The organism is Acinetobacter sp. CIP 64.2, assembly GCF_000369645.1.
GTDB lineage: Bacteria > Pseudomonadota > Gammaproteobacteria > Pseudomonadales > Moraxellaceae > Acinetobacter.
The window spans coordinates 390,354-402,614 of record NZ_KB850121.1 but is presented as its reverse complement, the minus strand read 5'-3'; the positions used below and the strand labels follow the sequence as shown (position 1 = coordinate 402,614).

Below are 12,261 nucleotides of genomic sequence, written 5' to 3'. Positions count from 1 at the left end.
AAAATGTACAAATCAAGTCGCTTTAGATTAAATATTGTATTTTTATTGTGTAAAGTTCTAGTAAATCTGAGGTTTATAGTTTAGAGAGATGAGTCACATTTTGACCAGATACGATGATGTGCACAATAAAAAATTGGCTCAGCTATGCATAATGGTGTAAAAATTTTCACAACACTGCCTGATTTATTCCTAGCTACCGCGATCCAATGCATATACCCGATAAGATGGCTACGATAGGCTTATTTTACTCATATTCATGAATATGTTGGATTGGCCTAAATGGTTTAAATTTGAGTTTTAAAGTCTATTATTTGATTGTAAAAATACACTTATATCATAATTTAAAATTAATAAATAATATAGATATTTGAAAAATAACAATAAAATTTCTTTGGCCTGAAGTGTAACATTGACACCCTTAAACCCACCGATTATTCTTTAAGCGCTGGCCTACATCGCCAGCCGGTTTTGACAGACCGTTTCCTAAGTGCATTGAAAAACCTTGTTTTTTTGATGTAGACTCGTTCGTCCCCCTTTTGTAGCGGTAGGGCGAAAGGGGGACGCCTTCGGGCGTGCTGATTCTTAGGTTCAGTCTGTCAACCCTCTTTCTCCCTGCCACCATAATCTTTATGTCTTGGCAGAATTCCGAATGATTTAGGAGTTGGCCATGTATCATCTTTATATTCTTCTTCATTAGTCTTAGATACCGTTTGATGAGCTGTAGGTTTCCAAACGCTCATTCGTCACGACTAAAACATCAGATCAACTTTAAAACATGAGATGTGCTCAGGCTGTCTTATTCGGCTTTTTGCATGTCTTTTTTTGGCAAATTACAGCATTGCAGAGCGTTTTATCTCAATTTCGATGGAATAAAAATGATTTTAAAAGGGAAATACTATGCCACCTTTTGCTTTGTCTAATCGTACATCAAGGGTGCTCGATACCTCCCGAGCATTGTTTAGCCAAGATGGTTTCCATTATGTTGGGGTCGACCTGATTATTGAGGCGTCACAAGTTGCCAAAGGCACATTTTATAAATATTTTCACTCCAAAGAACAGTTGATCGAAATGGTGCTGAATGTACAGAGAACGGCACTCAAAAAAGAAGTGCGTTCAATTATTTATGCCGATAAAAACTTATCAGAACGCGAAAAACTAAAACAGATTTTCTGTCTACATACCGATCTGGAAGGGCTGTACCATTTATTGTTTCGGGCGGTTTTTGAAATTAAAACACGTTATCCAAAGGCATATGAGATCGTGGTGGAGTACCGAAACTGGCTGATTCGTGAAATTTATATGTTGTTGGTAAGAGTGGATATTAATGCTGCAAAAGTAGATGCGCAGATGTTCTTGTTTATGGTGGATGGGGCAATGGTGCGGTTGTTGAGTGGTCATACAGAGGATAAAGACAAGTTGCTGGAAGGGTGGATGGTGGGGATAGGATAAGGGTTGCTTAGTTGAAGCCTTATAGAAACACATTGATGGTGTTGAATGATAGAACAGCGGTCATTTTTAATTTTCCAAAATTTGAATGTTGCCCAATCATATTGGCATGATTATAAAATGGCATCCTACTGTTCCTGTGAAACGGAGGTATCAATGACCAGCTTTAGGAGAACATCTGTTTTTACTTGGGAATGGAAAACCCAAAGCAATACAGCCCTGCAAGACAAACTCTTGTGATCACCTTGATTGATTTTGATCAGACATTATCAAGTGCATCAGATTGCGTTTGCTTAAATGGCTCCTGTTTTGTTTGTTGTCCTGTTCTTGAACTCTTTAAGTATCTCGTTTATCCAGTAGATGTATCTGTCAAAGAGTTTACTGATGGATATCGACTTGCTATCACCATAAATGGCATGAATTGAATGTATGTGGCAGCAACGGAATTTCAAAGCCTGATTTAATGAAGAAAACTCTTTTGCATAGTCGTGATTTCCATGCTCCAGAAGCGCGTATCAGACTAGCCAAAGTTCACTTCATTACATGCACAAAGTATGACAGGAGTCAGGATATGAATGGCAAGGTTCCACTACCCATTGAGCAGAAATCGGCAAAAGATCCCTATCAAGACCCTAAACGCTATCTATGGCTATTTAGTCCTGGTTTGCCTGTCATTGGTCTTACTGCTGTAACAGGATATGTGCTCGCACCCAAGAAATTAAGATTTCTGGCCGCGGCTGGGCCAGCAATTATTCATGGACTGATTCCTGTTTTGGAAAAAATCATCGGAGAGGATGGCGGTAATGTTCCCGATGAGGCAATTAAAGCGTTGGAGCAAGACCCTTATTATATGCAGCTTGTTGCGGCGTTTATTCCATTACAATATTTGACTACACTGGTCGCGGCTTATGCCGTCAGTCGTAAAGGTACTCCGCTGATTGACCAAATCATGATGGGTGCTACGTTAGGTGCTGTGAACGGTACTGCAGTGGGTACGGCACATGAGCTATGTCATAAGCCGCAGAAAAAATACCACCATCTATCTCACATGGCATTAGCCCCTTCGTGCTATACCCATTTTCGGGTAGAGCATCCATTTGGACACCATAAGCATGTTGCGACCCCAGAAGATGCGGCCTCGGCCCAGCTTGGTGAGTCTTTCTGGCGCTTTCTGCCGCGCTCAGTGATTGGTAGTGTTAAGTCGGCTATCCAGATTGAGAGTGCAAGGTTGGCAAGAAAAGGCAAAGGCTGGTGGTCTATGGAGAATGAACTATTACAGGGTTGGGCCATGTCCACAGCCTTCCACGCCAGCTTAATTGCCTTGTTTGGTCGTCGTGTCATTCCATTCCAGATTACTCAGGCGGCATATAGTGTGACTTTATTTGAGGCCATCAACTATGTAGAGCACTATGGCTTGTTGCGGCAGAAACTGCCAAACGGCCAGTATGAGCGCACTATGCCACAGCATAGCTGGAACAATAATAGCTTGATAACGAACCTATTGCTGTATCAGATCCAGCGTCACTCCGATCACCATGCGTATCCCACACGTCCTTTTCAGACCTTACGTCATTATAACAATATCCCAGAGCTTCCTGGTGGCTATGCCGGGCTGCTTTTACCTACGATTATTCCGGTTTGGTGGTTTAAACTCATGGATCAGCGTGTAGTTGATCATTATCAGGGTGATCTGAGCAAAGCCAATATTTACCCCAAGGCTCGTGCACGAATTTTTGCCAAGTTTGGCAAGAAAGATAGTTTGGCGCTGGAAAGCCAGTAATACGGGCATTGATTAGCCTATCTAGCATGGGTTAAGTTAAATTTTAGATGATCTGTATCCATAGGTTGATGCCATGATGGTACCGTTAAAGTCCTTACAGTTTCCTATACAGTATCTGGATGTATGCGAGGCACTCATTTGTCCGCACGAAGAGGATCTAAAGGATTTTCATCGGCAATGCGGTGTTCGGTATGAAGAGCGACGCAATCACGGCGGAATGATTGATGGGGAGCAATTTATGCGAGCTTATACCCTGACTCAGCAATACTGCATGTCTGATCGTCCGGCTTTATTCCAGATCCTTGATGCTTTCCCTGTCACGGCACATGGTAAGCTGGGCTTGTTGGCACTTGCATCACGTACGCTTGAAGATGCGCTGAATGCTGCAATTGAGTTCTTCCCGCTAGTGATGCCAGCGTTTGAAGTCAGTCGTCAGAATTTTGGCAATCAGGTTCATGTGAACTTTGAGCGGGTGACTGATTTTGGCGAGCAGAATGCATTTTTCACAGAAATGGTAATGGGTGCTCTGCATAGCTTCTTACCATTCATACTCACACCCTTGGATGGCGTGTATGTCAAGTTTGCGCATGTCTCAGTCTATCCAGATGCTTTATATGAAGAGTTCTTCCATCTATACGTACAGCATGAGGCCGATAAAAATAGTATTGTGATCCCGCGGGCGCTGCTAGAAACTCCACTTTTGACGCAAAACCAAACTTTGCAACGTCAGATGGTGGAGGAACTCCGTATACGGTTCCAAAGAAATCATAATAAATCTGTGAGTTTGCAAGTCAGGCGATTGCTGCACCTTAATCTGGATGAACAGCGAATCATCAATACTGAATCTGTGGCTCAAAGCCTGAAGATGTCATATCGGACATTGGTGCGTAGATTGTCACAGGAAGGTACAACATTCCGGCAACTGTTGGATGAGGTGTGCATAGCCTATGCAAAAGAATTGCTTGAGCACTCACAAAAACCGATCGCGGAGATTGCGCAGCATCTCGGATTCAGTAGTTCGGCAAACTTTGCACGTACGTTCAAACGTCTTACTGGAAAAACGCCTTCAGAGTTCCGCCTGCCACCCCAAATCCCATCTAATGTGAAGAGCATGTCATGACCAAGATCGCCGTTGTACAGCCTACCTTAACGCTCGGTGACGTGGATGCCAATCTGCTCCGTGTCGAAGCGCTGATTCGTGATGCTTATCGTGAGCACGCCCCTGAAATCATTGTCTTACCTGAAGCATTTACTTCACCGAATGTCTATTCACCGATTTTACGTACAACGCCTGAGCCTATTGATGGCAGACCATTTCAACTCATGCGACGTCTAGCCAGAGAACTTGGCATTGTCTTGGCTGGTGGCTTTCTATCTATACGAGGTAAGCATAGCTACGGGACTTATCTGCTGGCAGAGCCTACAGGTCTGGTGCATTTGCATGACAAGGATATTCCCACGGCGTGGGAGCAGAATTTTTATGTGGGTGGCAATGATCATGGCGTTGTTACATGTCAAAGTCTTGGGTGTAAAGTCGGCCTTATGTCTGGCTGGGAGTGGGCTCGTACCGGCACTGCGGCACGTGTGCGTGCCGAAAATGTACAGTTGATACTGGGAGGAATGTGCTGGTGGTCATTGCCTCTTAATTGGCACGGTCCTGTAGGTTGGCTCATGCGACGTGAACATGCCCTTTATCAAAGGCAGCAATATGAATTGCCTGGGCAGGTTGCAAGATTGACAGGAGTGCCGATTGCTCATGCTGCGCATGTTGGCAAGATACGATGTAACACTCCGATGCTGCCTGGTATCCGCTGGGAAACCGAAATGATTGGTGAATCGCAAATCTGCGATCGTGAGGGACATATTCTCGCACGACTCAGTTTTGAGGATGGTGAGGGGCATGTAGCTGCAGACGTCACGCTGAATACACCCAAACCGATCGATCCAATCCCAGATCAATACTGGATTTTTGATGTCACGCCGATGACTCATTTAGGCTGGCACGCGGCTAATCTTCATGGCACCTTGGCGTACCAACTGCGTCACAGACTGGGCTGTTTTCCATGGCAAGCATTAGAGTCACATGACTTGCCAAATTTAGTTGCACCAGATTTATAAGTTGCACTGCATGCTAAAGACAAACGGCATACATGGGCTTTTCTCGCTAGAGAGGAAGCAGCAGAATCTCCACTATCAATGTATCACCCTTATCCTTTTGGAGCAGACATGGCTTTTTGGTTTAATTTAAACAAACCGCAAGACGATTCAATATTTGAAACAGCGACGTATCACTATAGCTACGTGATGAGGCTTCCTGTAGATGCTGATCAGGTCTGGGCTGGGCTGACGGCCGACCGTCCTCTGGCGTGGTGCAAAATGCTGAATGGTCAATATACGTCAGAACGTCCCTTTGCAGTCGGCACTACGAGGGCAGTTGGTGTGGTGTTCAACGCCGTGAAATTACGGGAGCGTTTTTTTATTTGGGATGAGGTCAATCGTCGTCATGCGTTTTACGTGGAACAAATGAACACTCCATTTTTGGCGATGTTTGCCGAAGATTATCGGGTCACACCAACTGAAGAAGGTTGTGAGTTCATCTGGCGCTTTGCATTTGAGCCGCGCAAAGGTTTAAAAATGCTGTTTGATCTGGTTGAGCTTCCGAACAAGCTATTTTTGTTTGATAGTTTCAAGCGTGATACGGAGAAGCATTTTAAATCGGGACGGTATTAGTCAGCCCTGATTTGATATCAGGCCTTAACCGTCTTAACTGTTTCCTAGGTGTCCTGTAGTTGAATTAAAACTAGATTCTTTGGAGAACCCATTGTTTTCTCAATATATATTTTTGAGCAATGCTTATGGGTAAACCTGTAATGCTGATTAGTTTATTCAGCCAGCAATAGATCGTTTGGAGAAGGGTAAATTGATGAGTTTTCTCGGGCTTGTAGTCTGTGCAGTAGATGTAACACTGCCGATGATAAGATTGTTATCTTGCATTTTGTGGTAGTTATTTTGGATGTTCATGCATAGGTCATATCTAAAACAATGCTAGAACTGAAAAAAGTTTTTCTTGCTTGATCTAGGTAAAGCACTGCTTTAAAAACAGTTTTGTTAGAAAACTAGCTGAGAGATCATGGATACCAATAATGGAAATATTGGTATCCATGATTAAGTAGTTCAATCAAATGTCTACTTATTTTATTTCAATGGATAACGTTAAATTCTACCAGCTTAACGCACCACCAGTTTGGTAATCTGTTACACGCGTTTCAAAGAAGTTCTTCTCTTTACGCAAGTCCATCATCTCAGACATCCACGCAAACGGGTTAGTTACACCAGCAAACTGCTCAGGTAAACCAAGTTGCGCTAAACGACGGTTACAGATGAACTTCAAGTATTCTTCCATCATGCTTGCATTCATACCCAATACACCACGTGGCATGGTGTCACGCGCATATTCGATCTCAAGCATGGTACCTTCAAGAATCATTTGAATCACTTCTTCTTGGAACTCAGCCGTCCACAAGTGCGGGTTCTCGATCTTGATTTGGTTGATCATGTCGATACCGAAGTTCAAGTGCATCGACTCATCACGCAAGATATACTGGAACTGCTCAGCAACACCATTCATCTTGTTACGACGACCCATACTCAAGATTTGAGTAAAGCCACAGTAGAAGAAGATCCCTTCAAGAACACAATAGAATGCAATCAAGTTACGCAATAAACGTTGGTCGTTTTCAGGTGTGCCTGTATGGAAAGTAGGGTCACTTAACGATTGAGTGTACTTCAAGCCCCATGATGCTTTACGCGCAACACTTGGAATCTCGCGGTACATGTTGAAGACTTCGCCTTCGTCCATACCCAAAGATTCGATACAGTATTGATAAGCATGGGTGTGAATTGCTTCTTCAAATGCTTGACGCAAGATGTACTGACGGCATTCTGGGTTGGTAATGTGACGGTAGATCGCCAACACCAAGTTGTTTGCAACCAATGAGTCTGCAGTCGAGAAGAAACCCAAAGAACGCATGATGATGGTACGCTCATCTTCAGTTAAGCCATTTTCAGACTTCCAAAGCGCGATATCATGGTTCATGTTGACTTCTTGCGGCATCCAGTGGTTTGCACACCCGTCAAGATACTTCTGCCAAGCCCACTCGTATTTAAATGGAACAAGCTGGTTCAAGTCTGCGCGGCAGTTGATCATTGCTTTATCATCCACCTGAACACGCTGTGCACCCATTTCAAGCTCTTCCAAGCCCGGTGCAACATCGAGGTGTTCTAAGGCAGCAGATGCTCGTGCCAACGAATCGGTGGGATCTGTTGATCGCACGGTATTGGTTCCAGCGGGTTGTGCAGTTGCCATGCGCGGCGATGATTGCTCTGAATCAGATACCACTTGCGTATTAGTCGTTTTTTGCGAGTCGATGGTCGCAGACTTGTGTTCAGGTGTAGTCGGTTTTTGCGAATCATCTTCAAAATCGTCCCAACTAAGGATAGACATATCAATTCTCTCTTCGTTGCTTTATATCTTTTATTTAGACATCTCAAGCAAGGAGATGTCCTACTATACGCTCAATTTGTGTAAGCAAAATTAAGTTTTATTGATTGAGTTTTAAAAAGTGACCAATGGCACCGACAATCCCTAAGACTTATTTTGATTACGCTGTTGTCTACGTATTTTAAAAAACGCGTAAACGAGGGGGATATAAAACACTAGAAAGGCACAAATCAGAACAATCACACCAAATTGATAATTATGACTGAGATGGAACATGATCGATGCCTCTATAGGAACCTCTCTTGCGGAGCTTTAGTTGCTCCTCACCTCTCCTAAACGGAGAGGGAGTTTGTTAAGAGAGGAATAAAATTACTGACAAGCTTCGCAGTCTGGGTTGTCAATTGAACACGCCATTGGCACTGGAGCCGCAGTGGTAAAACCATCTTCTTCAACCGCAGTTTCAGGTTTCTTCTCTGCAACCACTGCTGCTGGTGCTGCAACTACAGGTGCTTCAACCGATGCTGGTTTAACTGCATTGAGTGCGCCAGTATTGATCGTTGATTTCTCTGCTGAAGTTGCACCTAAAGCTCGGAGGTAATAGGTGGTTTTAAGACCACGTAACCATGCCATCTTATAGGTGATGTCCAGTTTCTTACCGTTCGCGCCAGCGATGTAAAGGTTCAATGACTGTGCTTGGTCGATCCACTTTTGACGACGTGATGCAGCATCCACGATCCAGCGAGTATCCACTTCAAACGCAGTTGCGAAGATTGCTTTTAATTCATCAGGAATACGCGCAATCTTTTGTACTGAGCCTTCGAAGTGTTTCAGGTCATTGACCATCACGGTATCCCATAGACCACGTTGTTTTAATGCACGAACGAGGTAAGGGTTGATCACGGTGAATTCACCAGAAAGGTTTGATTTCACATACAAGTTCTGGAACGTCGGCTCAATCGATTGAGATACGCCACAAATGTTAGAGATGGTTGCAGTCGGTGCAATCGCCATCACATTTGAGTTACGCATACCGTCTTTTTGAACTTTGGTACGTAATGAATCCCAGTCTAAACGTTGTGTACGATCAACTTCGAACATACGCTCTGGACGTGATTTCGCAACGATTTCTAAAGAGTCGATTGGCAAGATCCCTTGATCCCACAATGAACCTTTGAATGTTGAGTAAGCACCACGTTCGATTGCAAGGTTGCTTGACGTTTCGATTGCGTAGTAGCTGATCACTTCCATTGATTCATCAGCGAAATCAACCGCTGCATCTGAACCATAAGCAAGATTCATTTCATACAATGCATCTTGGAAGCCCATGATCCCCATACCCACAGGGCGGTGTTTCAAGTTTGAGTTCTTCGCTTGTGGCACGGCATAGTAGTTAATGTCGATCACGTTATCGAGCATGCGAACTGCTGTTTTTACAGTACGGGCAAGCTTCTCACGATCTAACACACCACCTTGAACGTGTTGTACAAGGTTGATCGAACCTAAGTTACAGACCGCGATTTCGTCTTGGTTGGTATTTAAGGTAATTTCTGTACACAAGTTAGATGAGTGAACCACACCCACGTGTTGTTGTGGTGAACGTAAGTTACATACGTCTTTGAATGTGATCCACGGATGGCCTGTTTCGAACAACATCGAAAGCATTTTGCGCCATAAATCTTTCGCACGGACTTTCTTGTGCAACATGTTTTCTTGTTTTGCGACCGCTTCGTAGTGTGCATAACGCTCAGCAAATTCAGCACCCGTTAAATCATGCAGGTCTGGTGTTTCAGAAGGCGTGAACAATGTCCACTCAGCATCTTCAAATACACGTTGCATGAACAGGTCAGGCACCCAGTTCGCTGTGTTCATGTCATGGGTACGACGACGGTCATCACCGGTGTTCTTACGTAGCTCTAGGAATTCTTCAACATCCAAGTGCCAAGTTTCCAGGTATGCACAAACTGCACCTTTACGCTTACCACCTTGGTTCACCGCAACGGCAGTATCGTTGGCAACTTTAAGGAATGGAACCACACCTTGTGATTTACCGTTGGTGCCTTTGATATAAGAGTTCAAGGCACGTACTGGTGTCCAGTCATTACCGAGACCGCCTGCCCATTTAGACAACATTGCGTTATCACGCATTGCGCCATAAATGTCGTACAGGTCATCACCAATGGTGGTCAAGTAACAGCTTGATAATTGCGGACGCAAAGTACCTGAGTTAAACAGGGTAGGTGTAGATGCCATGTAGTCGAAGCTAGACAATAAGTCATAGAACTCGATCGCACGATCTTCTCTGTTTTCTTCATTGAGCGAAAGACCCATTGATACACGCATAAAGAATAATTGTGGTAATTCAAAACGCACGCCATTTGAATGGATGAAGTAACGGTCAAATAAAGTTTGTAGACCTAAGTAAGTAAACTGGTTTGAGCGTTCTGGTTTGATCGCCGCAGCCAATTTCGCAAGGTCGAAGTCAAGCAGGTCTTTAGAAAGCAGATCAAGCTCAATACCTTTCTTCAAGAAGGTTTCTAAAGCATCGCCTTCTAAAGTGTCTGTTGGCAGACCCAAGAACTCTAAACCTGTGCTAACCAATTCGTTACGAAGTAAACGAGCAGTCACATAGGTGTAGTTTGGCTCTTGTTCAATACGGGTACGCGTTGCCATCATCATGGTGGTTGCAATATCGCTTTCTTTTACGCCGTTGTAGAGGTTCTTAACGGTTTCATCCACGATCGCTTGAACATCAATCCCTTCTAAGCCTTCACTTGCAGTTGCAATCGTGGCTGTTAATGCGTCCAAATCCAATGGCTGGAGCTGACCATTGGTATCTGTAATTTGCAGGGTAGGATGATGGTTCGCACCAGTTTGCTGACGAGCGCTTGCGCGTTGGTCGCGATAAATCACATAGGCACGGGCAACTTTCTGTTCGCCCGTACGCATCAGTGCCAATTCAACTTGGTCTTGGATTTCTTCGATATGAATCGTACCACCAGATGGTAAACGACGGTTAAACGTGTTCATTACCATTTCTGTGAGTTGTGTAATACGGTCATGGATACGACTAGAGTCAGTACCTTGTTGACCTTCAACAGCTAAAAATGCTTTCCCAATCGCAACAGAAATTTTCTCGGCATTAAATGTCGCAATCTCACCAGTGCGCTTAATGACCTGAAGTTGGCCAGGAGTAGAAGTGATGATGCTCATGTCAGCATAGCTCCATTATCATCTATTTTTATGTTCATGGACCGTTTGAATCGAGCAAAAAGTATGCCACGATGTTTGAGGGATAAACACAATACTTAGTGGTTAAAGTTTATTTTCAACACAAGATACGGGATTTTTTCCAGCAGATCAATCCTTGACATTTTACTAATTTTTTTTTCATGTCTTAACTGCTGAATTCACAGGGACATAGCATAACAAAGCCATGAAAAAAGGCTTATAGATAACTCTGTGGATAACTCAAAAAACAGACACTTAAACGGCTTTGGGTGAATAAAGAAACAAATTGTTTAACATTGGCACAAAATCTATACTAAATGTTCATCCTGTCGGAAAAAGCATGCAAAACTGAAAAATATATTAAAATTCATAATTTTAATAAAAAGATAACAAAAGGGGCTAGGCGTGTATCAGTTTGGTGAACGCCTACTTGTTTACAATGTAAACGTGTGTATATTGCAAAACATAAACCAATGTATCTGTCAGGTTTTTGATAGGCGGATTCACTCAGATTTTAGGGGCAAACAAATGAGCCAAGAAGAAAAGTTACCGAAGATTTTGATCGTAGAAGATGATGAGCGCTTAGCACGTTTAACACAAGAGTATTTGATCCGTAACGGTTTGGAAGTTGGGGTTGAAACAGACGGTAATCGTGCAATTCGTCGTATTATCAGCGAGCAGCCAGATCTGGTTGTCCTCGATGTCATGTTACCAGGCGCAGATGGTTTAACCGTTTGTCGTGAAGTACGTCCACATTATCACCAACCAATCTTGATGCTGACTGCGCGTACAGAAGATATGGATCAGGTGCTTGGTTTGGAAATGGGTGCCGATGACTATGTGGCTAAACCTGTTCAGCCACGTGTGTTACTAGCACGTATTCGTGCTTTATTACGTCGCACTGACAAAACCGTAGAAGACGAAGTGGCACAACGTATCGAGTTTGATGATCTGGTGATTGATAATGGCGGTCGTTCAGTGACTTTAAATGGTGAGTTGGTTGACTTCACTAGCGCTGAATATGATTTGTTGTGGTTATTGGCTTCGAATGCAGGTCGTATCCTGTCTCGTGAAGATATTTTCGAGCGCCTACGCGGTATTGAATATGATGGTCAAGATCGTTCAATCGATGTACGGATTTCTCGTATTCGTCCAAAAATTGGTGATGATCCGGAAAATCCAAAACGTATTAAAACTGTACGTAGTAAAGGTTATTTATTCGTTAAAGAAACCAACGGAATCTAAATACTCTAAAGCCTCCTGATCTCAGGGGGCTTTTCCCTTGATAGAAGGGGCCTTGTGCAGC

9 protein-coding genes are annotated in these 12,261 nt (G+C 43.5%); 6 read left to right on the top strand and 3 right to left on the bottom strand.

The window, feature by feature from the left end:
• The first annotated feature begins 897 nt into the window (after positions 1-897).
• The 5 genes from F895_RS14490 to F895_RS14510 all read left to right on the top strand — a co-directional run bounded on the left by F895_RS14490 (position 898) and on the right by F895_RS14510 (position 5,956).
• A complete protein-coding gene (locus tag F895_RS14490) occupies positions 898-1,449 on the top strand; it encodes a TetR/AcrR family transcriptional regulator (RefSeq protein WP_005239494.1) in 552 nt (183 codons plus the stop codon).
• Between the two features lie 568 nt (positions 1,450-2,017).
• Positions 2,018-3,226 carry an alkane 1-monooxygenase gene (locus F895_RS14495; RefSeq protein WP_005239493.1) on the top strand — a complete coding sequence of 403 codons (1,209 nt, stop codon included), beginning with the start codon at positions 2,018-2,020 and terminating at the stop codon, positions 3,224-3,226.
• Between the two features lie 73 nt (positions 3,227-3,299).
• On the top strand, positions 3,300-4,346 hold the full coding sequence (locus tag F895_RS14500; RefSeq protein ID WP_005239490.1) for a helix-turn-helix transcriptional regulator: 1,047 nt from the start codon (positions 3,300-3,302) through the stop codon (positions 4,344-4,346).
• Entirely contained in the window at positions 4,343-5,344 is a 1,002-nt protein-coding gene (locus F895_RS14505) for a carbon-nitrogen hydrolase family protein (RefSeq protein WP_005239489.1), read from the top strand. The genes F895_RS14500 and F895_RS14505 overlap by 4 nt, the downstream gene beginning before the upstream one ends.
• Positions 5,345-5,452: 108 nt before the next feature.
• The gene (locus F895_RS14510; protein WP_005239488.1) at positions 5,453-5,956 is read left to right on the top strand and encodes an SRPBCC family protein; all 504 of its coding nucleotides are present in this window, start codon (positions 5,453-5,455) and stop codon (positions 5,954-5,956) included.
• A 490-nt stretch (positions 5,957-6,446) separates the two neighbouring features.
• Here F895_RS14510 and F895_RS14515 read toward each other — a convergent pair whose 3' ends face one another.
• From F895_RS14515 to F895_RS14520, 3 genes are all read right to left on the bottom strand, one after another.
• On the bottom strand, positions 6,447-7,730 hold the full coding sequence (locus F895_RS14515; RefSeq protein ID WP_005239487.1) for a ribonucleotide-diphosphate reductase subunit beta: 1,284 nt from the start codon (positions 7,728-7,730) through the stop codon (positions 6,447-6,449).
• Positions 7,731-7,871: 141 nt separating this feature from the next.
• Complete coding sequence (locus F895_RS19345; RefSeq protein WP_004655460.1) at positions 7,872-8,003, bottom strand: hypothetical protein; 132 nt, start codon at positions 8,001-8,003, stop codon at positions 7,872-7,874.
• 93 nt (positions 8,004-8,096) lie between these two features.
• Positions 8,097-10,937: a ribonucleoside-diphosphate reductase subunit alpha gene (locus F895_RS14520; RefSeq protein ID WP_005239485.1), complete on the bottom strand. Its 2,841-nt coding sequence runs from the start codon at positions 10,935-10,937 to the stop codon at positions 8,097-8,099.
• Positions 10,938-11,483: 546 nt separating this feature from the next.
• On the opposite strand from F895_RS14520, the gene bfmR reads away from it, so the two are divergent.
• Positions 11,484-12,200 carry a response regulator transcription factor BfmR gene (gene bfmR, locus F895_RS14525; protein ID WP_004655457.1) on the top strand — a complete coding sequence of 239 codons (717 nt, stop codon included), beginning with the start codon at positions 11,484-11,486 and terminating at the stop codon, positions 12,198-12,200.
• The last annotated feature ends 61 nt before the right edge of the window (positions 12,201-12,261 follow it).

Bases quoted from the DNA above. Each gene is read 5' to 3' on its own strand.
- F895_RS14490 (WP_005239494.1), top strand. From the start codon at position 898: ATGCCACCTTTTGCTTTGTCTAATCGTACATCAAGGGTGCTCGATACC.
- F895_RS14495 (WP_005239493.1), top strand. From the start codon at position 2,018: ATGAATGGCAAGGTTCCACTACCCATTGAGCAGAAATCGGCAAAAGAT.
- F895_RS14500 (WP_005239490.1), top strand. From the start codon at position 3,300: ATGATGGTACCGTTAAAGTCCTTACAGTTTCCTATACAGTATCTGGAT.
- F895_RS14505 (WP_005239489.1), top strand. From the start codon at position 4,343: ATGACCAAGATCGCCGTTGTACAGCCTACCTTAACGCTCGGTGACGTG.
- F895_RS14510 (WP_005239488.1), top strand. From the start codon at position 5,453: ATGGCTTTTTGGTTTAATTTAAACAAACCGCAAGACGATTCAATATTT.
- F895_RS14515 (WP_005239487.1), bottom strand. From the start codon at position 7,730: ATGTCTATCCTTAGTTGGGACGATTTTGAAGATGATTCGCAAAAACCG.
- F895_RS19345 (WP_004655460.1), bottom strand. From the start codon at position 8,003: ATGTTCCATCTCAGTCATAATTATCAATTTGGTGTGATTGTTCTGATT.
- F895_RS14520 (WP_005239485.1), bottom strand. From the start codon at position 10,937: ATGAGCATCATCACTTCTACTCCTGGCCAACTTCAGGTCATTAAGCGC.
- bfmR (WP_004655457.1), top strand. From the start codon at position 11,484: ATGAGCCAAGAAGAAAAGTTACCGAAGATTTTGATCGTAGAAGATGAT.